The sequence below is a fragment of the Thalassospira sp. SM2505 genome (genome assembly GCF_054901115.1).
Window position 1 is genome coordinate 434,970 of the sequence record NZ_CM142731.1, and the last position, 23,175, is coordinate 458,144.

Here is a 23,175-nt window from a genome sequence, read left to right on the forward strand (position 1 = left end):
GTCGCGCGATCGCGTAAAACGCATAGCCCCCAGACAAGACCCGCAAGACCACAAGAACCAAGAGAGAGACCCCGGGATGACCGACGTCCTGACCGAAAACGCACCCCAGACCGATGCCCCTGCGACGCAGGACGGGCCATCGCTTTCCGACTTCGTTACGCGCGCCGCCAATGGGCAGGCTGCCGACGGTCGGCGCGATCTGGTCGGGATTACCCGCGAAGAACTGACCGAACTCATGGCCGACATGGGTGAAAGCAAGTTTCGCGTCAAACAGCTTTGGAACTGGATCTATAACCGCGGTGTGACCAACATCGACGATATGACCAATATTTCCAAAAAGCTGCGTGATCGTATCTCGCAGGATTTCTATGTCGGGCGTCCGGTTCTGACAGCTGATCAGAAAAGCTCGGATGATACCCATAAATGGCTGATGAAGTTCCATGACGGCAACGAGGCCGAGACGGTCTATATCCCCGATCGCAACGAAGATCGCGGTGCTGTCTGCATTTCATCACAGGTCGGCTGCACGCTGACCTGCAAATTCTGCCATACCGGCACCCAGCTTCTGGTGCGCAACCTGACACCGGGCGAAATTGTCAGCCAGTTCATGGTGGCACGCGACAGCTATGGCGAATGGCCGACCCCGGCCAATGGCATTCGTCGTTTGTCCAACATCGTCATGATGGGCATGGGCGAGCCGCTGTTTAACTATGAAAATGTCCGCGATGCCCTGCGCATTGCCATGGATGGCGAAGGTATTTCGATCTCGCGCCGCCGTGTGACGCTGTCGACATCCGGCGTGGTTCCGGAAATCGTGCGCTGTGGCGAGGAACTTGGTGTCGGTCTGGCGATTTCGCTGCATGCGCCTGATGATGATCTGCGCAATGAAATCATGCCGATCAACAAGAAATACCCGCTCAAGGAGCTTATGGATGCCTGCCGGAACTATCCGGGCATGTCCAATTCGCGTCCGATCACGATGGAATATGTCATGCTCAAGGGCGTCAATGACAAGCCTGAGCACGCCCGCGCGCTGGCCAAGCTGGTCAAGGGCATTCACTGCAAATTCAACCTGATCCCGTTCAACAAATGGCCGGGTTCGGATTATGAATGCACGCCCACCAACGACATCAAGAAATTCGCGCAGATCCTGCTTGATAACGGCTATGAAGCGCCGATCCGCTGGCCGCGCGGCCGCGACATTCTTGCTGCCTGCGGTCAGTTGAAATCCGAAAGCCAGCGCCTGCGCAAATCCCGCGTTTCGGGCTGCGGCAAATCGGGTGCGGGCGTGGATGACTCCGGTGATGAAGCTGTGGTTGCTGCACAGTAACCTGCTCTGACATCACGATATTCTGGGATTTCGATCAACACCGGATGGCGATGCTGTCCGGTGTTTTTCTTTGTCACCATGACATTGTTTTGATTGTCGAACGGCGATGACAGGCATAGCGTGAATTTTCCCCGCACGCCCCAATACCCCAGCAAAACCTCCGCAAGGTCCCAAGCCCCATGTCACTTGGTCAGTTTTTCGCAGTTCTTCTGGTCGTCACCATCTGGGGTGCGAACTTTACCGTGATCAAGCTCGGGCTGGGTGAAATGCCACCGATCCTGTTGTCATCGCTGCGTTTTGCCTTTGCCGCCTTGCCCGCTGTGTTCTTCCTGCCGCGGCCGAAATGTCATTGGAAATATGTGGTCGGCTTTGGTGTGGTTCTGGGCTGTATCAAGTTTTCCCTGCTGTTTCTGGGCATGGATCTGGGCTTGTCGGCCGGGATTTCATCCCTTGTCTTGCAACTCCAGGCCTTCTTTACCCTGATTTTGGGCATGTTTGTGCTGGGCGAAAAGATCGGCCCGCATCGCTATGTCGCCATGCTGGTGGCCTTTTTCGGGGTCGGGTTGCTGATGTTTGTCTCCGACGGATCAATTACCGCCATTGGCCTTGTTCTGGTGGTTGCAGCCGCCGCCGCATGGGGTGTGGCCAATATCATCATAAAACAGGCCGGTTCGGTTCAGATGCTGTCCTTTGTCGTCTGGGCCAGCCTGATTCCACCAATCCCGCTGGCCATTCTGTCCTTTGCAACCGAAGACCGCGCAAATCTGGCCACACTGAGCGATCAGATCAGCTGGATCGGTGTTGGCTCGATCCTCTATCTGGCCTATCCGGTGACACTGGTCGGCTTTGCGATCTGGGGACGGTTGCTTTCGACCTTGCCGGTCGGACTAGTCGCCCCCTTTACCCTGCTGGTACCGATTGTCGGCATGGCGACCTCGGCCCTGGTTCTGGGCGAGGATTTTGGTCCGATCAAGATGATCTCGGCGGCATTGGTGATGGCCGGACTTGTCATTAACGTCTTTGGCGGAAAGCTTATGGCGATGTTTTCCGGCCAGAAGACCAAGTTATCCTGAAAACAAGATCAGATAACTATATCTATCCGATCAAACCCATCGCAATTGCGGTTTTTGATCAGAGGTTTTATCCGGGGTCTGGATATTGCTGATATCGATATTCATCACCAGAATCCCGCCAAGCCCCCCGACGGTGATTTCGGACAATCTGCTACCGACCCGGTCACCATCAAGTTCCGCCAGATAGGCATCCCGCGCGGCTTCATCGACGAAATCGATATTATAGCCATGGGTAAAACCCTGGCTAAGACCGCTTCCAATCTTCTTTTTGCCGCCACAAAAGGCCTTTGTGCCAGGAAGGGACATGGCGGTTTTGGCCAATTGGTCAATGATGGCATCAACCTGATCTGCCGGGATGTGATCAGCGACCTGCAAAAGTACAATGTGACGGAGCATAAAGTGCTTTTCCTTCTGGTTTGCCAAGATCGAACCGGATCAAGTGCTATGTGATGACCTCTAAACCCTGCTTCAAATGATAATCTGGCCGGACTTGACCATTCACTGCGTTGCTTTCGGTTCCCAGCTCGCCGGATCAATGCTGTTGGGCAGCAAAACATATTTCTGACCCTTGCGGTTCATATGACCGGCAAACAGGGCGGCATCTTCGCCCGGTCCGAAAAAGATATCGCCGCGCACCGGCCCCCGGATCGCCCCGCCAGTATCCTGGGCAATCATCATGCGGTTAAATGACCGGTCCGCATTCATCGGATCACGGGTTTCAACCCACACCGGTACTCCCATGGCATGGAAACGGCGATCCACCGCCAGGGAGCGCCCCGGTTCGAGCGCAACCCCCTGTGATCCCAGGGGACCTGCTGTCGGATCGTTCGGGTCAGTCTGAAGCGGGCGGAAAAACACAAAGGATGCGTTGGTATTCATTACCCCGTCGGCCTCGCCGGGATTGTCGTGAAGCCATTTGCGGATGGTCTGAAGTGATACCGTTTCTCGGGTCAAAGCCCCGCGTTCAATCAGCTCGCGGCCAATCGCAAAATAGGGATGCCCGTTTGTGGCGGCATATCCGATGCGCAATACGCTGTTATCGGGCAGCACAACCCGTCCGGACCCCTGAATTTGCAGGAAAAAGGCATCAACCGCATCATCAACCCAGACCATTTCAAGATCGCGGCCCGAAAGCGCCCCTTGTTCGATGGCAGCCCGGTCAAAATAGGGTTTCAGGTTGCTGCCTGTCAGGCGTCCGACCAGTTTCTTGCCTTTCAGCTCGTCACTGAAATCGCCAAGATCGACCGAAATCATATCGTCGGGTTTCAGATAGATCGGGGTCTGATATGGGCCTTCACGGGTCAGGCTGCCACGCAATTCCGGTTCGTAATAGCCGGTGAACAGGCCTTCGGGATTATTGGCATTGCCACTGAGATAGGGTTTGAAATCGCTTTCAAAGAACGCGCGCGCATCTTCCTTGCGCAGGGCGTCAACATCGAGCGATACCGCCATTTCGCACACATTGCGCCATTGCCCGATGGTTCCCATGCGCCCATCAGGTCCGACCATCTTGTCATCATCGCGCCGCAGCATCGCCTTGCAGGACCGCGCAAAGGCACGAATGGCCGGGCGCATGTCATCGGATTGCCAGCCATCAAGCATGGTGAAAGTCGCCGGGCGCAGGCTCAGTTCATCTTCCGGCTTGGGGGGTGCTTCGAACTGGCCGGTAATTTGCGGCCAGAACATCCAGATCAGGGCAGCACCGGCACCAACAAGAACAGAGATAATGGAAAGACTGCGGGAAAGAACCAGACGTCGCTTCAAGATAGAACCCGTTCATTAGCATGGCATTGGCATGACTTGGCAAGGCAGACAGCACCGGCAAGATTGCGGCGCACGAACGCACCAATCTTGCCCGCAACATGCTTAACAAGCCGATAACCGCAGGCACTTGCCATCAAACCTTGCCAGCCCGGACAATAAAAAAGGCGACCCGGTTGCCCGGATCGCCCAGAATTTCTGATCTCGCAAGAAACCCGTCAGTCGGTGGTTTCTTCTTCCGGGGTTTCGGTTGCCACCAGTTGCCAGTTGGGATCGCGGCTTTCGATATTGCGCGCGAAAGTCCAAAGGTCTTCGGCCTCGATCACCTGATTGGGATCACCGGAAATCACGTCACCTTCGTCATTGCGAATGACCGAGACTTCCTCGGAGACGAATTTGACCGTGACATAGGCCGTGCGCCCTTCAAGGCTGGCATCATGAATGGTTGCACTTTTGATGCCGACAAGTGTGGTTTCCTCATGCTCGCCCTTTTGGGCGCGGGCATCGATTGCTGCGGCAAAGTTCTTGTAAACTTCTGCCGAAAGCAGCGGGTTGAGGCCATCCTTGTCGCCCTTGGCAAAATATTCGACAATCATTTCGAACGCCATGCGCGCGCCATTCAGGAAGTCCTGCTGGGTAAAGCTCGGATCGAATTTCTGAATCTTCTGCAAGGTCGCAAAGGTGCCTGATGGAACATCTGTCGCATCCTGTTCGTTTGCAGAATCAGGCAAACGATAGACATTGTCCGTCTTGGGCGCGGTCGCATCCTTCTGCGCGCCATTGGCATCCTGTTCATGGGACTGACGGCCAAAAATATTGGATGGCCCCTGTTTTTCGTTGCCGGTACGGCGGCCAAGAACACCCCGCAAACGCAGCACAAGAAAAACAGCAATCAGTGCGAATAAAAAGATATCGAAATACTGCAAGACCGATCTCTTGATCCTAGTGGTTTCAAACAGGCCGGATTTATATCACAACCGTGGTCGAGAGATGGTATGAACCCAACCAAATGCAAGGGCAACCGATGATCACGCTCTGTCGTGTGATCGTCTTCACCATCATATGGCGATGATACTGGCGCTCTGCCGCATTTTTGTCGCGTTATCGCACTAGTTTCCCGACCAATACAGACTGCAGAGTAATAGGAAATCACTGAAATCCAAGTTGTTTTCTGCAATTGTTTAAGCACAGCGTCAGGAATGACGTTAAAATACGATCCAATTACCGGAAAATCTGCGGTCAAAGGCGCAAGGAACGGAGAAAAAATGGGTTTTTATGTCCTGGCGATATTCGTCGCAATGCCGATCATTGAAATCGCGGTCTTTATTCAGGCTGGCGAACTGATTGGCTTGTGGCCAACCATCGGCATCGTCATTCTGACGGCTATTCTTGGAACGTCGCTGATGCGCGCACAGGGATTACAAACCCTTGCCAAGGCCCAAAGCCAGATGGATCAGGGCGAAATGCCCATCGGTCCGATGTTTGATGGCATCTGCATCCTGATTGCCGGTGTCTTGCTTCTGACGCCGGGCTTTGTCACCGATACCATGGGCTTCCTGCTTCTGGTTCCGCCCCTGCGCCAGCTGGTCGGAGCAAAGGTCATCATGAAACTGGTCCAGTCGGGCAATATCCGCACAAGCTTTGGCGGTGCCGGTTTTGGTGCCGGGCGCAGCAGTCATACGGGTCGCCCCGGTGGTATGGGTGGCGGCATGGGTGCCGGAACAGGTGCTGGCCGGGGTACTGGCCGTCGCGGGGCCGGTCCGATCATTGATGGCGATTTCGAAGATGTCAGCAGCAATACCAACGGTGTGCGCAACGATGACACACCGTCTGACCGGGATATGAACAGCAAGACAGATTCCGGTATTCCGCCAAATCTGCCACCGCGCAGCTAGACGGCAATTTCACCGTAAAATCACAAATTCACAAGGCTGGCCAATTCAAACGGCCAGCCTTCTATGATTTTGTTTGTGATTCTGCCTGTAATTTCAAAACCCGCGCAGCCTGACCATCACTTAAAACCGCAGAAATATGGGCTTTGCAGACAATCTGATTGGCTTGCCCGTGGCTGTTATCCGTGCTAGGCCAATTGATCTGCCGTAATTGCACGGCGTCAGAAACAAGCAGTTCAGCCGGTTTGTGACCACAGCCCCGCAAGGTAATCAACATCCTCGTCGGGACCGCTTGCGCAAATCACCAGCCTGAAGGCTTTTTTCTGACCAAGACCGAAGACTCAAGGGAGCTAGACTTTAATGGCCGAGAATACCACCGGTGCAGAAAGCGGCGCACAGCAGCAGCCAGCCGGCAATCCGATTACGATCCATACCCAGTACATCAAGGATCTTTCGTTTGAAAATCCGAATGCACCGGAAAGCGTTGCCCTGCAGCAGCAGCCGAAAATCAACATCGATGTCGATGTCGAGGCACGCACCACCCAGGATCAGAAACTTCACGAAGTGACCATCAAGATCAATGTCAAAGCAGACGTTGGCGATAAGGTCGCTTTCATCGCAGAACTTCAGTATGGCTGTGTGGTCACCCTGAATGTTGCCGACGAACACCGTCTGCCGGTTCTGATGATCGAAGTTCCGCGCCTGCTGTTCCCCTATGTGCGCAAGATCATCGCAGACCTGACTGCCGATGGCGGCTTCCCGCCGCTGATGATGCAGCAGATTGATTTTGCTGATCTTTTCCGCAAGAAATTTGCAAAACAGATGGAAGGTCAGCCGGCTGGAAATGCCTGATTGACCCAATCTGTTCTCTACTTGGTTCGATACCAAAACAAAGGCCGCCGGTTTGGCGGCCTTTTTATTTTCATATCGTAATATTTAGACGCTATGCCGAATAGGCAATGCTGTTTAGAACGGACGCCCGATCACCATAAAGACCACAATGATCATAAGGACCGTCGGTACTTCGTTGAAAATACGATAGAATTTCTGGGATTTGGTATTGGCGTCGGCTTCAAATGCCCGGCGATAACGGGCCAGCATCATATGGGCAATCGTCATCAACACGACGCATAACAGCTTCACATGGAACCAGCCGTCGCTCATCACACCGGCAACATGGATCAGATATCCGCCAAATATCCAGCTTGCAATCATTGCCGGGTTCATGATGGCGCGCAAAAGACGCCGTTCCATGATCTTGAATTTCTCGCTGGCTTCCGAGCCCGGTTCAACTTCGCAGTGATAGACATAAAGCCGCGGCAAATAGAGAAGCCCCGCCATCCAGGCAATGACACTGATGACATGCAGGGATTTTACAATGCTGTATGTATCCATCTCTCTCTTCTCTGACTGAACGGTCTGATGCTGTTGGCTTTACCAAACGTAGCGCGGAATTTTTCAAACCATAACAGCAAACAGGCCAGTCCCAAAACGGAACCGGCCTGAAATCATTTGCATTTTTACCTATGCCCCGGCGGACTTGAGACCCGGCTGTTTGGCATTTGCACAGGAATGTTCATCCGGGCACCACCAGCCACGGCTTTCCACCGTGTAATCATCAGAGCCCTTTTGATCGAGTTCATCCTGTGTTTGTTTCACAACCGAAACAAGTCCATTGATGAATTTCGGATGGGAACAGACCGTGCGCACACGTTCATAGACCGGAACCTGCTTTTCATGGGCCAGTTCGCCATATTCGATGTCAAGTTCGACCAGGGTTTCCGAATGCTCGGTGACAAAGGCAATTGGCACAACAACGATGGCCTTGCCTTCGCGTCCGGCCCGTTCGATTTCATGTTCGGTCGACGGACCGATCCATTCCATTGGACCGACCCGGCTTTGATAGCAGACATTCCAGTCCAGTCCCTCGATCGCCATCTTTTCGACCACGGCGGCCGATGTTTTTTCGATCTGCGACTGATAGGGGTCGCCACGCTTGGTAATCACTGCCTTGGGCACGCCATGGGCCGAAAACAGGACACGCGGCTTATCAATGCCAAGTTCGACCGTTTTGGCCAATGCCCGGTCGTAACCTTCGCGGATCATCTCGGCTGATGCCTCGACAAAGCCCGGATTGGTCGGGTAGCAACAGGCGGTTTTGATCGGTGCAGTCAGGCCAACCTTGTGACAGGCCCGTTTCCAGTCCTTGACCGATGATCCGCTGGTCGTGGTCGAGAATTGCGGATAAAGCGGCAGCAATATCTGCTCATCGGCCCCCCATGCCTTGACCGCTTGCGCACTTTCATCGGCAAACGGTTTCCAATAGCGCATGGCGATAAAGCAACGGTTTTCATAGCCGTCATCTTCGGAATTCAGGGCTGCCTGCAAGGCATCCGCCTGTTCCCGGGTCAGTTCCAGAAGCGGTGACTTTCCGCCGATATGATCATAGATCTCGCGGGCAATCGGTGCGCGACGGCGCGAAATCAGTTTGGCCAGCAAAAACCGGAACGGATTGGGCAAGCTGATGATCGCCGGATCATTGAACAGATTGAACAGAAACGGTTCGACGGCTTCCGGGCTGTCCGGGCCGCCAAGATTGAAAAGAACAATGGCGCGTTTCTTGCGCGTCGTCTCGGACATAGGATTATCCTTACATGGCGTTTTGACCAGTTCCGTCCAACCGGAAATCTCGTCAATGGATAAACCCGTCCCGCTCCGTGCCCTATATTGGTCAAACAGGGTGGATACGCAACGGATTTAACCCATCATACGCATTGAATTTTCCAATCGATTTGATTGATTTCAATAATCACGAAATAAAATGCAGTCATTGTCTGCACTTGATGCTTATTGATTGCGGATAAACTTCACCAGTTTCTCGACATTTTCCGGCGGCGTTTCAGGCGTAATGCCGTGACCAAGGTTAAAGATAAACGGCCCGTTGCCCAGCGTATCAAGAATCCGTCTGGTCTCGGCAAGCATCGCATCTCCACCGGTGATCAGATACATCGGATCAAGATTGCCCTGTACCGGGCCCAGTTTCTGAAGATTTTCTGCCACCCAATCAAGCGGAACCCCGCTATCAAGGCCAACACCGGTCACACCGGTCTGGTTTTTAAAATCAATCAGATGCAAACCGGCCCCGCGCGGGAAGCCGATAATCGGCAAATCCGGGTGGACCGCCCGCAAATTGGCAACAATCTGTCTGGTCGGTTCGATCACCCAGCGTTTAAAGCCGGTTTCAGAAAGCACACCGCCCCAGGTTTCAAACAGCTGGATGCATTCGGCCCCGGCTTCGACCTGTTTGAGCAGATATTGCGTGGTGGCCTCAACCAGAATGTCGATCAGCTGGGCAAAGCCGTCCGGATCGCCATAGGCAAAGCGACGGATATTGGCAAAATCCTTGGACCCCTTGCCTTCGACCATATAGGTCGCAACGGTCCATGGGGCGCCAGCAAAGCCGATGAGGGCCGTGTGCGACGGGATGGCTGCCGAAAGCTTCGAGACCGTCTCATAGACCGGTCCAAGCGTATCATGGATGCCTTCGACCGAAAGTTTGCCAAGGCCCGAAGCATCGCGGATGGCCTCAAGCTGTGGGCCTTCTCCCTGCTTGAAGGCCAAATGCTGCCCAAGTGCCTGCGGTATAACGAGGATATCGGAGAACAGAATTGCCGCATCGAAGTCATAGCGCCTGAGCGGCTGCAACGTAACTTCGCAGGCAAGATCGGGATTATAGCAAAGATCAAGAAATGATCCTGCTTCTCCACGGGTTGCACGGTATTCTGGCAGATATCGACCTGCTTGGCGCATCAGCCAGATTGGCGGTACCGGCAAGGTTTCACCGCTAAGGGCGCGCAAGAAAGTCTTCGTGGTATTGGGCATCTGGTTTCCTGTTCGTCTGTCCCGATCGCTTTTTTATCTGGTTCCGGTCTTTGACCCGAGGACCAGGTGGCCAGTTTCGTTTCCGTGAATTTTGTCCTGGGAACTGAGCCAGGACGTTTTCCACGTTCTGCCTAACAAAACCTTATTTAATAAAAAAGGATGTTGTTTGTAGGTGGATACCTGTGGATAACAGGGATTAAATTTAGTGCACAGTTTATTCACATTCCGACTCGGGAAAAATGATTCATCTCAAACGGGTTTGGGGAAAACTGTGTACGACTCCGAACGACTCCCAGACCTGAGCTTGGGAAAAGCCGATTTTGAATAACGGGGATAAGGTGAATAACACTGGTTTTTGCCTTCTTATCCCTGCTATTACGGGAAAAAATAATTACTTATCCCGGTCGGGACAGACGCCTTGAGAAAGTTTGTATGAGGGGGAGGATAATTCCTGTGGAAAAAATCGGGCCGGAGTCGCTCCCGTTATCCACAATTGTCCACAGGCCCGACTCCGATTGCTTAACTCCGGGTTGGGCTAATATACCTTATCCGTCCGGTTAGTGATCGGAATATCGAACACCCAAATCCGGGTTTTAAAAAACTTGGAAAAATCGCTTGGCGCGCAAAAAGTGGATAAAGCGGGCTTGCATTGCGAAAAGTGATCAAAAAACGGACAGCATATGGTCGAGACAGACAATATTTTTCATCTTCATCTGGTCTCGGACTCAACGGGCGAAACTGTTGACGGTGTCGCGCGCGCCTGTATTGCGCAATTTCCCGATGTGCGTGCCCATGAACATGTCTGGTCGCTGATCAGAACCGACGCCCAGCTGGCCCGTGTTCTGGCCGATATTGAACGCAATCCCGGCATTGTCCTTTACACCGTGTTTGACAGCGACATTCGCCGCAAACTCGAAGAAGGCTGTCGCAGGCTTCAGGTGCCTCACAGTCACGTCCTTGATAATACCGTGACCATGATGGCCGGTTACCTTGGCCAGCAATCGCGGGGTCGTACCGGCGCCCTTCATAAAATGGACGAGGAATATTTCAGCCGGATCGAGGCAATTGATTACACCCTGTCTCATGATGACGGCCAATCAGGCTGGGATCTTGAAGAGGCCGATGTGGTGATTGTCGGTGTGTCGCGAACATCGAAAACCCCAACTTCGGTCTATCTGGCCAATCGTGGCATCAAGACGGCCAATATTCCCTTTGTGCCCGGATGTCCGCTGCCGCCTGAACTTGATAAGCTCAAAAAGCCGCTGGTGGTTGGTCTGATCAAGGATGTTGATCAGCTGGTTTCGATCCGCAAAAACCGCCTGCGTCAGATCGAACGCGGCGAGGGCGGTGATTATGTTGATCCGGTGGCCGTGCGCGATGAAGTCCATCAGGCAAGACGCTATTTTACCGATCGCGGCTGGAAGATTATCAATGTCACCCGCCGATCCATTGAAGAAACCGCTGCCATGATCCTGGCAACCATGTATGACCGGCGCGGTCACTAACGGACTTTCGAACAGGATATAAAGACTTATGAACCATCGGCTTATTCTGGCTTCCAGCAGCAAGACCCGTCATGCCATGCTGACTAATGCAGGTGTCGCCTGCGAAGCAGTCGCCTCGATGATTGACGAGGAAGGCTATAAACAATCGATGAAGGCCGAAGGGGCCAGTGCCGCCGAAGCTGCCGAAACACTGGCGGAAATGAAGGCGCTGCGCATGTATCGTCAGCAGCCCGACGGGATTGTGATTGCCGCTGACCAGATGCTTGAATGCAATGGCATCTGGTTTGATAAGCCGCGCGACCGTGACAATACAAGAGCACAGCTTTTGGCCCTGCGGGGTAAAACCCATCAGCTGGTTTCAGCCGCTGTTATATATAAGGAAGGGTCACGCATCTGGGGCACGATTGATACCGCCCATCTGACGATGCGCAATTTCAGCGATGAATGGCTTGAAGATTATCTTGATGCCGCCGGTGAAGAGATTTTCAATTGCGTTGGCGGTTATCAGCTTGAAGGCATTGGTGCGCAGCTCTTTACCGAAGTGCGCGGCGACTATTTCACGGTTCTTGGCTTGCCGTTATTGCCACTGATCGGTTTCTTGCGCGATCATGGTGTGCTCAAGGCATAAAAAGCACTTTGCCAAGCCTTGTGGACTCCCGCCTTCGCGGGAGTGACGGTTTTGGAAAAATCTTCTTTTTTCGTCATGCCCGCTCAGGCGGGCATCCATGCGGTTTGGCACATTATTTAAAACAAAACGAAAACCCGAATAACTCCCGTCAGGCAGGAAACTATCGCATCATGACAGCCCGTATTCCGTACCGTACCCTTTCTGGAACCTCGCGTCTGGCCGGTGTGATGGGATGGCCGGTATCGCATTCCAAATCGCCGCGCCTGCATGGCTACTGGCTTGCGAAATACGGGATTGATGGCAGTTACATGCCCCTGCCGGTCGAGCCGGAAAACTTTCAGGCAGCATTGATTTCGCTTCGAAATCTGGGCTTTTCCGGGGTCAATGTCACCATCCCGCAAAAGGAAATGGCCATGCCCGAATGTGACGAGCTTTCGGACCGGGCACGTCGCATCGGGGCGGTCAATACCGTGACCTTTGCCAAGGATGGCAGGCTTTTGGGTGATAATACCGACGGGTTCGGCTTTATTGAAAACCTGCGTCAGGAAGCCCCCGGGATCGATTTTACATCCGGTCCGGCGGTGGTGCTGGGCGCGGGCGGGGCATCGCGCGCCATTCTGGTTGCCCTTCTCGACGAAGGAAGCCCTGAAATCCGGATTGCCAACCGCACCCGCAAACGGGCCGAGGATGTGACACGCGAATTCAACGATCCGCGTCTCAAGGTTATTGACTGGCCTTTGTCGCCCGATGTCCTTTCGGACGTGGCGCTTCTGGTCAATACGACAAGTCTTGGCATGGTCGGGCAGCCGAAACTCGATATCGACCTTGATGGTTTGCCGACATCGGCCCTTGTCACCGATATTGTCTATGCGCCGCTGATCACGGATCTTCTTGCCCAGGCGCGTGAGCGCGGCAACCCGATTGTCGATGGTCTTGGCATGTTGCTTCATCAGGCCCGACCGGGATTTCATCGCTGGTTCGGCATTGATCCGGAAGTCACCCAGGAACTGCGCGATTTCGTTCTTTCGCCTGATTAAGCATATAAAGGTAATCCTGTTATGGTGATATTGGGCTTAACCGGGTCGATCGGGATGGGAAAATCGACGGCGGCATCGATGTTTCGTTTTCTTGGCGTGCCGGTCCATGATGCCGATGCAACCACCCATATCCTGATGGCACCGGGCGGACTTGCCTTTGATCCGATTGCGGCGGCTTTTCCCGATATCATCAAAGATGGCAGGATTGACCGGCAGGCACTGGGCAAACGGGCATTTTCCGATCCGGAAGTTCTTAAAAAACTCGAAGCGATTCTGCATCCGCTGGTGCGGGCGGCTGAAATCCGCTTTTTGCGCAGCCAGCAGATGCTGGGACGGTCTTTGGTGGTGCTGGATATCCCGCTTTTATATGAAACAGGTGGTGAAAAACGCTGTGATGCCGTTGCGGTTGTTTCCGCACCGGGGTTTGTTCAACGTCAGCGTGTTCTTGCACGACAAGGGATGACGGATGAAAAATTTTCCGCCATTCTGTCCAAACAGATGCCCGATATTGAAAAGCGCAAACGGTGCGATTATGTCATCCCGACAGGGTTGGGACGTGCGGTGACTTTTCAATATATTCAAGGCATTATTGACCAGTTAAGCTGACCATCGGACCCAGATTTTATGCGTGAGATTGTCCTCGATACCGAGACCACCGGCCTTGATCCCTATGCAGACCACCGCCTGGTGGAAATTGGCTGTATCGAACTGATCAATCACATGCCGACCGGGCGGCAATATCACCAATATATCAATCCCGAGCGCCCGATGCCCAAAGAGGCCTTCGACGTTCACGGGCTTGGCGATGACTTCCTGAAAGACCAGCCGGTCTTTGCCGAGGTTGCCGATGATTTTATCGAATTCATTGGCGAGGATTCGGTTCTGGTCATTCACAATGCCGCCTTTGACATGAAGTTCCTGAATGCGGAACTTGAATGGTTGAACAAGCCGCGCATCGCCATGGACCGTGCGCTTGATACGGTGCAGATGGCGCGCAAAAAGTTTCCGGGATCCCCGGTCAGCCTTGATGCATTGTGCCGCCGTTTCAAGATCGACAACTCCAACCGTACCCTGCACGGGGCACTGCTTGACTCCGATCTGCTTGCCCGGGTCTATCTTGAACTTCTGGGCGGGCGTCAGCATGGCCTGTCACTTGATCCCAACGCACAGGATGGCGATGGCAATGATCAGGGCAATGGAAGACGCGTTCTTGGTCCGAAATCAAACCGGCTTGAACCGCGTCCGCATGTCATAAGTGAGGCAGAACTTGCCGCCCATCAGGCCTATATCGAAAGCAAGGTCAAAGACGCCCTTTGGTTAAAGAAACAAGAGGCGTGATATGGGGAGGCGAAATAGCCTGAAATCCCGTTTCCGCGACCGGCATATTGCCAAATGCATCAGTTCACTTGTTCTGGCCGCCTGTTTTCTTTTTATTCCAATTCCAGATTTATCTGTGTCTTTCGCCCATGAGAACAGGGGTGAAGCACATGCGCAAAGTGATCGTGCTCCATTTGGCGGGCACTATGTCATTCATCTTTCCGAAAATGCACGCAGTCGGTCAGCCGGTCGGCGTGAACCGGGATATTTTGACAGTCTTGTAATCGAACTTTTTGACAAGGCCGGATTGCAGGCCAGACTTGTCGATCAGATGCCCTGGAAACGACAGCTTGAAGAAGCCGATCACGAAAGCGGTCATGTCATTTATCCGATGACCCGGTCGCAGGATCGTGAAAACAGTTTCAAATGGGTTGGTCCGGTCAGTCGGACGATATGGAATCTCTATGGTTTCGCAATGCATGGCTGGGCGGAAAGGGGATTTTCCAACATCCTTGAGGATGCTCGCATCGGTGTCCTGATGGGGTCGGCGCGTGAAACCTATTTGCGCGCGCGGGGGGCACAAAGACTGGTTATTGTACCGCGTGAAGAGCTTCTTTTGCCGATGATGCGGGCAGATCGTGTTGATCTGATTGCAATTGGTGGCAATGTGCTGCGCTATTACATTGATCAGGCCAATGACGAGGCCAGGGGGGAAGATCTTCCCGAGATTGACGGCGTCGTGCCCTATCGCAGTTGCTACCTTTACATTGCCATAAGTGGCGATGTTCCCGATGACGATATATCCGGCCTGCAAAGACAGCTTGATCTTTTTAAAACTGACGGTTTCTTTGTTGAAAATCGCCGCTCTCACGGGCTTTCAGCCAACCCTGAAAACGGGTTCATCCGGGCGATGCTTGATCTAGGAAATAACGGCCTGGGATGTATAGATCTCTCGGGTCTTGATGAATAGGAAACGGCTGAAATCAGTTCTGTGACGGATCGGCAAACAGCATGCCGAATGTGTCGCGGTGTTTCTGATCACCGATCAGATTGACTGTTGCCCAAAGTCCCGCCACGGCACTTGAAACCACCGGAATTCCCGTTTCCTTTTCAAGGGTCGGTGCCAGATCAATCGTCCGCAACCCGCCACATGAAATAAGCAAGGCATCGCATTCCCCGCTTTGCATCAGCAATTCCCGGCACCGCGCCATCAGATATTCGCCAGAAATATGCGGAAGATCGGCAATATTGCGAATATTGAGGCCCGCGATTTTCATTACCCTGATGCCATAGACAGACAGATAGTCGCACAGCTTGGCATTCACATCGTCTTCATAGGCGCTCAGAACGGCAATTTTTTTGGCAGAAAACCGGGCCAGACCATCAATGATCGCCTGACTCATCGTGGTGGCAGGAAGCCCGGTCGCTGATTTCAATATTGAAATCAGCTTTTCATTGAAATCCGGGCCTTTAAAAAAGCTTAGCGACGTTCCCATCAGACTGACCGCATCTGCACCCGATGCAGCAAGCAAAATGGCATGATCGGCGGTATCGGCGATGACCCGGTCGTAATCCTTGTGGGCCATTTCCACCAGACCAAGACCGCGGGCGATAAAATTCATATCCGGATAGATATGCTGTGCTTCGGGTGGGATCTGGCCTTCACGCGGTGGTACGATGAGTCCAAATGTTGGAACAGGATTTGGCATTACGATACCTTCTGCTTTTTACGCAATTTCAATTCGCTGCGCAGGCTCCAGACAATCGAAAGAACCGCAATCGCAAGAAGAATGCCCGATACCGGATTGGTAATGAGTGGCAAGAAGCTGCCGTCATAAATTACCAGACCGGATCTGAGATTCTGTTCAGCCATCGGGGTCAGGATATAGGCGATGATAAAGGCTCCCGTGGGGATCCGGGCCTTGGTCATGACATATCCCAGGCAGGCAAATACCAGCATGACACCAATATCAAAGAACCGGCTTGAGACCGAAAAAGCCCCGATCATACAGAACACAACAATGGGCGCGAGAAGGTAGGCTTTGTTGATATGGGCAAGTTTGGCCAGAAACGGTGTTGCGACCACCATGATCAGAAACATCGCAAGGTTGCCTGCAAGGGCACCGGCAATGATGGTATAGGCAACGTCGGGGTTTTCGGCGAAAAGCAGCGGGCCGGGATTAAGGTTGTGAATGACCATCGCCCCAAGCAAAACCGCCGTAATCACTGACCCGGGAATGCCAAGGGTGATCAGCGGTACGAGCGCGCCGACCGTACCCGCATTGTTTGCAGTTTCAGCAGCAATAATGCCTTCTTCAGCACCGTTACCAAACTTTTCCGGGGTTTTGGAGGCTGCCTTGGCCACGGAATAGGACGCAACAGATGCAGCTGTTCCGCCAACGCCGGGCAAAATGCCGATCCAGGTGCCGATAAAGGAAGACCGGATATAGGTCATCAGATAATTGGTGACATCGCGCCAATGCATGGAAACGCGGGCTTTTGCCTTGCCTGCCTTGGTGCCGCTCAGAACACCTTCACAATCAATCAGGACCTGTCCCAGAACCAGCATGCCAAGAATAACCGGCAAAAGGGTCAAACCGTTATCAAGCGACGAAAAGCCGAATGTCAGGCGGATGGAGCCAGAAATCGGATCAATTCCGGGCAGGGAAAGCATTGCGCCGAAGGCCGCCGATATCAGGCCGGCCAGAAGACTGCCCTGTGATACTGCGGCAATCAGGCTGAGCGCGACAACCGTCATGGCAAAGATGTCAAAGGGCCCGAATTTAACTGCGATTGCCGACAGGGGTGGCGAAAGAACAGCCAGCATCACCCAGGCGAAAATACCGCCAAAGACAGATGCCAGAACGCCAAGACCCAATGCCCGTCCCGGTTCGCCGCGAGCCGCCATAGGATAGCCGTCAAGGGTGGTCATGATTGCGGCTTCTGTGCCGGGCATCCGCATCAGGGTCGCACTGATCAACCCGCCGGTTGTTGCGCCGATATACATCGATACAAGCAACAGCAAGGCATCATTGCCATTCATGAAATAAGTCATCGGCAAGGTCAGTGAAATAACCATTGCACCAGACAGGCCGGGGATTGAACCGACAAATATCCCGATCCCGGCTCCGGCAAAAATCCAGATCAGACCGGACGTAAAGACATAAATATATGCGTCGAGCATTGAGATACTCCTGACCCTGCAATCTGTGCCGGGACGTTAGATATCGATATAAAACAGATGCTTGAAAACAAGGTCGAGCACGACGGCAAGCACGATGCTGCTTCCGGCAATCAAAAGAACCTTTTTCGGACTGTTGGGTCGGGCCAGAAGACACATGGCCAGACACAGGAAGACCGATGTTGAAATGCGGAAATCAACCCCGGCATAGGACATGGCCGCAAGGTAGAGCACCATGGTCGCCAGCATCAGCGCCGGTTTGCGGTATTTCTTCCAGGAAAAGGACCGGGTGACACTTTCCGGATCCGCCGGGGATTCAGTGCCGGAATGATTTCTGATCAGACTGATCGCCTGCAAGGCAACCAGACCAAGAGTGATCAGTCCAAGGGCTTTGGGAAAAGCGGCGCTGCCAAGCGGTTCGTAGCTGGCAGGGGGTAGCAGGCTGCTTCCGTAAAGGCTGGCCGCCGCAAAAGCGGCGACCAGAAGTAGGAAAACAATCGCTACCGCGTTCTGAGTGAGGAAGCGGTACATTGGACTACTCCAATTTCGCCCCGATCATTGATCGGGGCGGGGTGTCATCTGCGAACAGGGAACGCCTTTTACAAAGGGTTTCTATTTGGCAGAAGACTTCTTGACGATCTCCACCACGTCAACATAGCGCTGATAGTCCTGCGCAACCGCATCCTTCAGCTCCTGTCCGCGTTTGATGGACAACGTTTCACCATTTTTCTCGAGATAGGCCGCAACTTCCGGGCTGTGCAGGGCGATTTCAATCGCATCGGCAAGTTTGTCGATATTTTCCTGCGGGGTTCCGGCCGGAACCCAGTAACGGCGGTTCAGGCAGGCCTCGACATCAAAGCCGAGTTCCTTGGCGGTTGGCAGATCGGGGGCATCGTCAAAACGTTCGTTACCAAGAGCCGCCAGCGGTTTCAGATCTTCCTTGCCGCGCGTGATCCAGGATGCAGACATGAATGCCATGTCAAGCAATCCGCTTTTCAATGCGGCAAAGCGTTTTGACGTTCCGCCCGTCGGAACAATCGTCCAGCTGGTATCGGAAGCCGCCATCAGCTGTGCAGACGGGAAGTGCGTTGCGCTTCCGATATCGTCGGCCTGTTTCAGATCGCCCGGATTCTTCGCGGCGTAGTCGAGCATATCCTGAAGGCTGTTGAATTCGGAATCGATTGGCACAGCAACAAACATGCAGCCCTGGCTGGCCTGAATGACCGGTTCAAAATCGGCGGGGCTATAGTTCACGCGGCCAAGGGCGGCGGCGGCAAACATTTCCTGATGAATCTGCAGGACAGTATAGCCATCCGGCTTTGATTCAAGCACGTGACGGGTACCAACTGTGCCTGCTGCACCATCGGCATTCACAACAACTACCGGCGCTGGCAGCAGTTTTTCTTTTTCGATAACTGCCTGAACGGCACGGGCCAGACCGTCACTGCCGCCACCGGCACGGAACGGAATGATCAGTTTTACCGGCTTTTCAGGAAACTCGGCTTGGGCCGGAAAGGCAGCTGCGCCGAACGAAATTCCGATTAGGGCTGCAATGGCTGTCTTGGTCATAAATCGCATTTTGGATCCTCCCAGGGTTTTTCTGTGATCGCACATTCTCGCTGGTGTCGATCATTAAAATTAGATTGACTATAAACATTCTAGTAGTCAACTATCTAGTTATACATTATTTCAAACTTATCGTTTTCGGGTCGCAGAAACCCGAACAAAAGCCTTATAAATCAAGGAGAAGAAACGTGAACCTTGCCATCAAATCCGTTAAGGCCATCCCGGCCTATATCCCGGTAAACCTTGCTGTTGGACCGGTTGATGTTGAAACGGCACTGTCTTGTGTTGTGATCGAGATTACAACCGAAGACGGGGTGGTGGGGCATGGTTTTACCGCTATTACCGACGAGGAAGTCATTGCCGGGATCATCAGTGAACTTGTCGAACCGAACATCGTTTCCCTGAACAGTCTCAACCGCGAACATATTGCCGAACGTCTATACTGGCTGCTCAGCCCGCGTGGCCAGACCGGTTACGCCAGCCACGTTGTTTCGGCGGTTGATCTCGCACTTTGGGACATTCTTGGCAAGGTGGTCGATCAGCCCTGCTGGCGTCTGCTTGGCGGTGCACGCAACGAAGTACCGCTTTATGTGACCTTTGGTTTTGGCTCCTTTGATCGTGACCAGCTTTCTGATGCGGCAAAGCATCTTAAAAATGATGGTGTCGAACGTTTCAAGATGGTGGTCGGCCATCATGCCCTTAAGAAACGCAATGATGGCGCATCGGTACGCGCAATCATTGACGAAGACATCCAGCGTGTCCGCATTGTGCGCGAGGCAATTGGCGATTGCGACCTCTTCATTGATGCAAATTGCAGCCTGGATGCGTCGTCGGCGCGTTATCTTGCTGATCGTTTGCGAGACTATAATGTGACCTTCTTTGAAGAACCGCTGCGTGACAATGATGTGAAACGTATGCGTGACTTGCGAGAACAGACCGGAATGCGGACTGCGGCCGGTCAGAATGAAGGTCAGCTTTTCCGGTTCCGTGACCTGCTTGAAGCTGGCGCGGTTGACGTGATTCAGCCCAATGTCGCGATTTGTGGCGGTCTGACAGCCGGTGCGAAAGTTGCAGCCCTGGCCCAGGCCCACAATGTCACGATGGCAAATGGCGGTGCCTTCCCGTTCCATAACATGCATCTGCATGCGGGCATGGCAAATGGCGGTCTGGTGGAATGGCATCTGATATCGGTCGAAATGTGCCGCGCGCTCTATGGCAACCTGCCCGATCGTGTCGGCTCGACAATCACCCTGCCGGAAAAACCGGGACTTGGTTTTGTTGCCGATGCCGACGCATTGCGTGATTTCGCGTCCCGTCCGACATCGCATGGTGTTGGCAAGGGCTGATATCATGTCGCGACTTGTTTCATTTGATGATGCACGGGAAAAAGCGCGGCGGCGAATGCCGCGCTTTGCCTTTGACTTTATTGATGGCGGGGCGGGGACCGAAACCGGTCTGGGGCGCAACCGTGCAGCTTTTATCAACCGTATCCTTGAACCACGCGCCCTGATCAATGTTGATGGGGATCTGTCAACCCGGGCCCGGTTTCTCGGCAAGTCCTGGGCGGCACCATACGGAGTGGCCCCGGTTGGACTTGCCGGACTGGCCTGGCCGGGAATTGACCGGTTTCTTGCCCGCGCGGCCGAGCAGGCCGGTGTGCCCTATTGCGCATCGACCCCGTCGACCGCCAAGCTTGAAGACCTGCGCGACTGTGCGCCGAATTCCGGCTGGTTCCAGCTATATGTCGGCAGTTCGCAGGAAATCGTTGATGATCTGATCGAACGGGCCCGCATCGCCGGATATGATACCCTGATTGTTACTGCCGACGTGCCGCGTCCGGGCAAAAGACGTCGCGATTTGCGCAACCAGTTTGCCTTGCCGCTTAAAATCACGCCGCGATTCATCTGGGAACTGGCAAGTCACCCGAAATGGTCGCTTGGCGTTTTGCGCCATGGGGCACCGCGCTTTGCCAATCTTGAACGCTATGCCGAACCGGGGGCGAGTACCACATCGCTTGCCAGCCTGATGGCCAAGCAAAGTTCTGGTCGGCTGGATTGGGATCTTCTGGCCGATATCCGTTCGAAATGGCCGGGCAAGCTGATCCTGAAAGGGATTTTGTCGCCACAGGACGCACAAAGGGCCACAAGTGAGGGCGTGGATGCCATTGTGGTTTCCAATCATGGCGGGCGGCAGCTTGATGGTGCACCGGCAACCCTTGATGCGCTCGGACCGATCCGCGATGCGGTCGGGCCTGATTTCCCGCTGATTGTTGATGGCGGGATCAGAAGCGGCGAAGATGTTCTTAAGGCCCTGATGGCCGGGGCTGATTTTGTGCTGATGGGACGGGCGTTTCTCTATAGTGTTGCGGCACTTGGGCAGGATGGTGCGGCAGAAGCATTCACCATGCTTCAGACAGAGCTGACGAATGCTATGGCCCAGACCGGTGTGCGGGATATAGTTGATATTTCGAAGTAACGAAGTTATTCGAAAAGACATGGCGTTGATCGGGTCCGATTTCCGTGTCTTTCAATAGAACGAGATTAAAAACTTGGCTAAAAACAACGATGTCGCGCTGGGTCCGCTTGAAGATTTCATCGGATTTTATTTGCGCCGCGCCTATGAAAAAGCATTCTCGGATTTCTCGGAGATTCTCGGGAACGATTCCCTGCGACCGGGGAATTTTACGCTTCTGGTCCTGATCCATGAAAATCCCGGTATTACCCAGGTCGAGATTTGCCGTGCTGCCGGACGGGACAAGTCCGGAGTGACCCTGTCGCTGCGCCAGATGGAAGATGACGACCTGATCGAACGCATTCGTGTTGAAGGTGATCGTCGTTCCTATGCCAGCTATATCACCCCCAAGGGACGCGAGCTGTATGCGCGGGTACTTGAAAAGGGCGAGATCCACAAAAAACAGCTTGATGATCGCATTGGCGCCGACAAAAAGGCCGAAATGATCGATCTTCTCAAAAAGCTGATCGACGAGAACTAGGTACTTTTTTACCGGGTTTACCGGGCACGATGCCATACCGGTTCCTGCAAGTGCAGGGCCGGGTTTGATGTGTCGTGCTCTGTAAATAATGACAGTCGTAATGTTCTTGGTCTGGACCTGTCCGCCCGAAATTGGTAATACCAATTATAAGAGATTTCGGCCAGACGGATTCCTGCCCGCACAAAACATCCGTCAATGGCCCAAAAGCCCGAGAGAGGATACGCCATGACGCCTTCAAAACCGCGCGTTGGTCTTTTTGTGACCTGTCTTGTCGATATGTTCCGGCCGACGGTCGGCTTTTCGGCAGTGAAGCTGCTTGAAGAAGCAGGGTGCGAGGTCGATGTGCCCATGGATCAGACCTGTTGCGGGCAACCGGCCTATAATTCCGGTGACAATGAATCGGCGCGCAAGGTCGCCCGGCCGCTGATCGATATGTTTGCCGATTATGATTATGTCGTTGCTCCCAGCGGGTCCTGTGCCGGCATGATCAAAAAGCATTTCCCCGAACTGTTTGCCAATGATCCGGCCATGGCCGACAAGGTCAAGGCCCTGTCTGACAAGACGTTCGAGCTGGTTTCCTTCCTGACCGATGTGATGAAGGTCGATGCGGTCCCGGCAAGTTTCGAGGGCAAGGTCACCTATCATGACAGTTGTTCGGGCCTGCGTGAGCTCAAGGTCAAGGAACAGCCGCGCAAATTGCTCAATTCCATCAAGGGGCTTGAGATTTCCGAACTTTCCGAACCTGAAACCTGCTGTGGTTTTGGCGGGACATTCTGCGTCAAATATCCCGAAATTTCCGGCAAGATGGTCGGTGACAAGACCAAAGATATCAAACAGACCGGGGCCAAAACCCTGCTGGCAGGGGACATGGGCTGTTTGATGAACATGGCGGGCAAGCTTGCGCGTGAAGGATCGGATGTCGAAGTTCGCCACGTTGCCGAAGTGCTGGCCGATATGACCATGGCCGCCCCGCCAATTGCCGGATCAAATTCCAAGACGGGTGGGGAGTAA

The 23,175-nt window shown here is 53.6% G+C and carries 24 protein-coding genes; 14 read left to right on the top strand and 10 right to left on the bottom strand.

The genetic code is table 11. From position 1 onward, the window contains the following. Positions 1-76: 76 nt before the first annotated feature. Positions 77-1,330: a dual-specificity RNA methyltransferase RlmN gene (gene rlmN / locus ACTU44_RS01985; protein WP_336079685.1), complete on the top strand. Its 1,254-nt coding sequence runs from the start codon at positions 77-79 to the stop codon at positions 1,328-1,330. 179 nt (positions 1,331-1,509) lie between these two features. Further along, on the top strand, positions 1,510-2,403 hold the full coding sequence (locus tag ACTU44_RS01990) for an EamA family transporter (RefSeq protein ID WP_462096526.1): 894 nt from the start codon (positions 1,510-1,512) through the stop codon (positions 2,401-2,403). Between the two features lie 30 nt (positions 2,404-2,433). On the opposite strand, the gene ACTU44_RS01995 is transcribed toward ACTU44_RS01990, so the two are convergent. The 3 genes from ACTU44_RS01995 to ACTU44_RS02005 form a co-directional block, all read right to left on the bottom strand. Continuing rightward, entirely contained in the window at positions 2,434-2,799 is a 366-nt protein-coding gene (locus tag ACTU44_RS01995; RefSeq protein ID WP_462096527.1) for a Dabb family protein, read from the bottom strand. 102 nt (positions 2,800-2,901) lie between these two features. After that, on the bottom strand, positions 2,902-4,167 hold the full coding sequence (mltA, locus tag ACTU44_RS02000; protein WP_462096528.1) for a murein transglycosylase A: 1,266 nt from the start codon (positions 4,165-4,167) through the stop codon (positions 2,902-2,904). A 215-nt stretch (positions 4,168-4,382) separates the two neighbouring features. Further along, positions 4,383-5,090, bottom strand: a complete 708-nt coding sequence (locus ACTU44_RS02005; RefSeq protein ID WP_114096378.1) for a Tim44/TimA family putative adaptor protein — start codon at positions 5,088-5,090, stop codon at positions 4,383-4,385. 339 nt (positions 5,091-5,429) lie between these two features. Between ACTU44_RS02005 and ACTU44_RS02010 the strand changes: the two genes are divergently transcribed. Together ACTU44_RS02010 and secB are read left to right on the top strand one after the other, a co-directional pair. Continuing rightward, the gene (locus ACTU44_RS02010) at positions 5,430-6,059 is read left to right on the top strand and encodes an FxsA family protein (RefSeq protein WP_462096529.1); all 630 of its coding nucleotides are present in this window, start codon (positions 5,430-5,432) and stop codon (positions 6,057-6,059) included. Between the two features lie 357 nt (positions 6,060-6,416). Continuing rightward, complete coding sequence (secB, locus tag ACTU44_RS02015) at positions 6,417-6,908, top strand: protein-export chaperone SecB (protein WP_114096381.1); 492 nt, start codon at positions 6,417-6,419, stop codon at positions 6,906-6,908. Positions 6,909-7,022: 114 nt separating this feature from the next. Here the strand turns inward: secB and hemJ are convergent, their stop codons facing one another. From hemJ to hemE, 3 genes are all read right to left on the bottom strand, one after another. Continuing rightward, a complete protein-coding gene (gene hemJ / locus ACTU44_RS02020) occupies positions 7,023-7,451 on the bottom strand; it encodes a protoporphyrinogen oxidase HemJ (protein WP_462096530.1) in 429 nt (142 codons plus the stop codon). Positions 7,452-7,580: 129 nt separating this feature from the next. After that, positions 7,581-8,696, bottom strand: coding sequence for a ferrochelatase (gene hemH / locus ACTU44_RS02025; RefSeq protein ID WP_462096531.1), 1,116 nt, complete (start codon positions 8,694-8,696; stop codon positions 7,581-7,583). Positions 8,697-8,903: 207 nt separating this feature from the next. Further along, entirely contained in the window at positions 8,904-9,938 is a 1,035-nt protein-coding gene (gene hemE, locus ACTU44_RS02030; RefSeq protein WP_462096532.1) for a uroporphyrinogen decarboxylase, read from the bottom strand. Between the two features lie 680 nt (positions 9,939-10,618). Between hemE and ACTU44_RS02035 the strand changes: the two genes are divergently transcribed. From ACTU44_RS02035 to ACTU44_RS02060, 6 genes are all read left to right on the top strand, one after another. Further along, the gene (locus ACTU44_RS02035; RefSeq protein ID WP_114096385.1) at positions 10,619-11,443 is read left to right on the top strand and encodes a pyruvate, water dikinase regulatory protein; all 825 of its coding nucleotides are present in this window, start codon (positions 10,619-10,621) and stop codon (positions 11,441-11,443) included. 28 nt (positions 11,444-11,471) lie between these two features. Beyond that, positions 11,472-12,071 (top strand): Maf family protein, encoded by a 600-nt coding sequence (locus ACTU44_RS02040; protein ID WP_114096386.1) that lies wholly within the window; start codon positions 11,472-11,474, stop codon positions 12,069-12,071. Positions 12,072-12,241: 170 nt separating this feature from the next. Next, entirely contained in the window at positions 12,242-13,108 is an 867-nt protein-coding gene (locus ACTU44_RS02045) for a shikimate dehydrogenase (RefSeq protein WP_462096533.1), read from the top strand. A gap of 21 nt (positions 13,109-13,129) precedes the next feature. After that, entirely contained in the window at positions 13,130-13,714 is a 585-nt protein-coding gene (gene coaE / locus ACTU44_RS02050; RefSeq protein ID WP_336079701.1) for a dephospho-CoA kinase, read from the top strand. Between the two features lie 18 nt (positions 13,715-13,732). After that, on the top strand, positions 13,733-14,446 hold the full coding sequence (dnaQ, locus tag ACTU44_RS02055) for a DNA polymerase III subunit epsilon (protein ID WP_114096388.1): 714 nt from the start codon (positions 13,733-13,735) through the stop codon (positions 14,444-14,446). Between the two features lie 115 nt (positions 14,447-14,561). Continuing rightward, entirely contained in the window at positions 14,562-15,395 is an 834-nt protein-coding gene (locus ACTU44_RS02060; RefSeq protein ID WP_462096534.1) for a substrate-binding periplasmic protein, read from the top strand. 13 nt (positions 15,396-15,408) lie between these two features. Here ACTU44_RS02060 and ACTU44_RS02065 read toward each other — a convergent pair whose 3' ends face one another. The 4 genes from ACTU44_RS02065 to ACTU44_RS02080 all read right to left on the bottom strand — a co-directional run bounded on the left by ACTU44_RS02065 (position 15,409) and on the right by ACTU44_RS02080 (position 19,184). Next, positions 15,409-16,134: an arylmalonate decarboxylase gene (locus ACTU44_RS02065; RefSeq protein WP_462096535.1), complete on the bottom strand. Its 726-nt coding sequence runs from the start codon at positions 16,132-16,134 to the stop codon at positions 15,409-15,411. Next, positions 16,134-17,609, bottom strand: coding sequence for a tripartite tricarboxylate transporter permease (locus ACTU44_RS02070; protein WP_114096391.1), 1,476 nt, complete (start codon positions 17,607-17,609; stop codon positions 16,134-16,136). The genes ACTU44_RS02065 and ACTU44_RS02070 overlap by 1 nt, the downstream gene beginning before the upstream one ends. A 36-nt stretch (positions 17,610-17,645) precedes the next feature. Next, positions 17,646-18,137, bottom strand: coding sequence for a tripartite tricarboxylate transporter TctB family protein (locus ACTU44_RS02075; RefSeq protein WP_462096536.1), 492 nt, complete (start codon positions 18,135-18,137; stop codon positions 17,646-17,648). Between the two features lie 81 nt (positions 18,138-18,218). Next, a complete protein-coding gene (locus ACTU44_RS02080) occupies positions 18,219-19,184 on the bottom strand; it encodes a tripartite tricarboxylate transporter substrate binding protein (RefSeq protein WP_220150263.1) in 966 nt (321 codons plus the stop codon). A 176-nt stretch (positions 19,185-19,360) separates the two neighbouring features. Between ACTU44_RS02080 and ACTU44_RS02085 the strand changes: the two genes are divergently transcribed. The 4 genes from ACTU44_RS02085 to ACTU44_RS02100 all read left to right on the top strand — a co-directional run bounded on the left by ACTU44_RS02085 (position 19,361) and on the right by ACTU44_RS02100 (position 23,175). Further along, positions 19,361-20,518, top strand: coding sequence for a mandelate racemase/muconate lactonizing enzyme family protein (locus tag ACTU44_RS02085; protein WP_114096394.1), 1,158 nt, complete (start codon positions 19,361-19,363; stop codon positions 20,516-20,518). 4 nt (positions 20,519-20,522) lie between these two features. Continuing rightward, positions 20,523-21,647, top strand: a complete 1,125-nt coding sequence (locus ACTU44_RS02090; protein ID WP_462096537.1) for an alpha-hydroxy acid oxidase — start codon at positions 20,523-20,525, stop codon at positions 21,645-21,647. Between the two features lie 73 nt (positions 21,648-21,720). After that, positions 21,721-22,164, top strand: a complete 444-nt coding sequence (locus ACTU44_RS02095; protein WP_336079711.1) for a MarR family winged helix-turn-helix transcriptional regulator — start codon at positions 21,721-21,723, stop codon at positions 22,162-22,164. A gap of 225 nt (positions 22,165-22,389) precedes the next feature. Next, positions 22,390-23,175 (top strand): (Fe-S)-binding protein, encoded by a 786-nt coding sequence (locus tag ACTU44_RS02100; RefSeq protein WP_114096396.1) that lies wholly within the window; start codon positions 22,390-22,392, stop codon positions 23,173-23,175.

Bases quoted from the DNA above. Each gene is read 5' to 3' on its own strand.
- rlmN (WP_336079685.1), top strand. From the start codon at position 77: ATGACCGACGTCCTGACCGAAAACGCACCCCAGACCGATGCCCCTGCG.
- ACTU44_RS01990 (WP_462096526.1), top strand. From the start codon at position 1,510: ATGTCACTTGGTCAGTTTTTCGCAGTTCTTCTGGTCGTCACCATCTGG.
- ACTU44_RS01995 (WP_462096527.1), bottom strand. From the start codon at position 2,799: ATGCTCCGTCACATTGTACTTTTGCAGGTCGCTGATCACATCCCGGCA.
- ACTU44_RS02010 (WP_462096529.1), top strand. From the start codon at position 5,430: ATGGGTTTTTATGTCCTGGCGATATTCGTCGCAATGCCGATCATTGAA.
- secB (WP_114096381.1), top strand. From the start codon at position 6,417: ATGGCCGAGAATACCACCGGTGCAGAAAGCGGCGCACAGCAGCAGCCA.
- hemJ (WP_462096530.1), bottom strand. From the start codon at position 7,451: ATGGATACATACAGCATTGTAAAATCCCTGCATGTCATCAGTGTCATT.
- hemH (WP_462096531.1), bottom strand. From the start codon at position 8,696: ATGTCCGAGACGACGCGCAAGAAACGCGCCATTGTTCTTTTCAATCTT.
- hemE (WP_462096532.1), bottom strand. From the start codon at position 9,938: ATGCCCAATACCACGAAGACTTTCTTGCGCGCCCTTAGCGGTGAAACC.
- ACTU44_RS02035 (WP_114096385.1), top strand. From the start codon at position 10,619: ATGGTCGAGACAGACAATATTTTTCATCTTCATCTGGTCTCGGACTCA.
- ACTU44_RS02040 (WP_114096386.1), top strand. From the start codon at position 11,472: ATGAACCATCGGCTTATTCTGGCTTCCAGCAGCAAGACCCGTCATGCC.
- ACTU44_RS02045 (WP_462096533.1), top strand. From the start codon at position 12,242: ATGACAGCCCGTATTCCGTACCGTACCCTTTCTGGAACCTCGCGTCTG.
- coaE (WP_336079701.1), top strand. From the start codon at position 13,130: ATGGTGATATTGGGCTTAACCGGGTCGATCGGGATGGGAAAATCGACG.
- dnaQ (WP_114096388.1), top strand. From the start codon at position 13,733: ATGCGTGAGATTGTCCTCGATACCGAGACCACCGGCCTTGATCCCTAT.
- ACTU44_RS02065 (WP_462096535.1), bottom strand. From the start codon at position 16,134: ATGCCAAATCCTGTTCCAACATTTGGACTCATCGTACCACCGCGTGAA.
- ACTU44_RS02070 (WP_114096391.1), bottom strand. From the start codon at position 17,609: ATGCTCGACGCATATATTTATGTCTTTACGTCCGGTCTGATCTGGATT.
- ACTU44_RS02075 (WP_462096536.1), bottom strand. From the start codon at position 18,137: ATGTACCGCTTCCTCACTCAGAACGCGGTAGCGATTGTTTTCCTACTT.
- ACTU44_RS02080 (WP_220150263.1), bottom strand. From the start codon at position 19,184: ATGCGATTTATGACCAAGACAGCCATTGCAGCCCTAATCGGAATTTCG.
- ACTU44_RS02090 (WP_462096537.1), top strand. From the start codon at position 20,523: ATGTCGCGACTTGTTTCATTTGATGATGCACGGGAAAAAGCGCGGCGG.
- ACTU44_RS02100 (WP_114096396.1), top strand. From the start codon at position 22,390: ATGACGCCTTCAAAACCGCGCGTTGGTCTTTTTGTGACCTGTCTTGTC.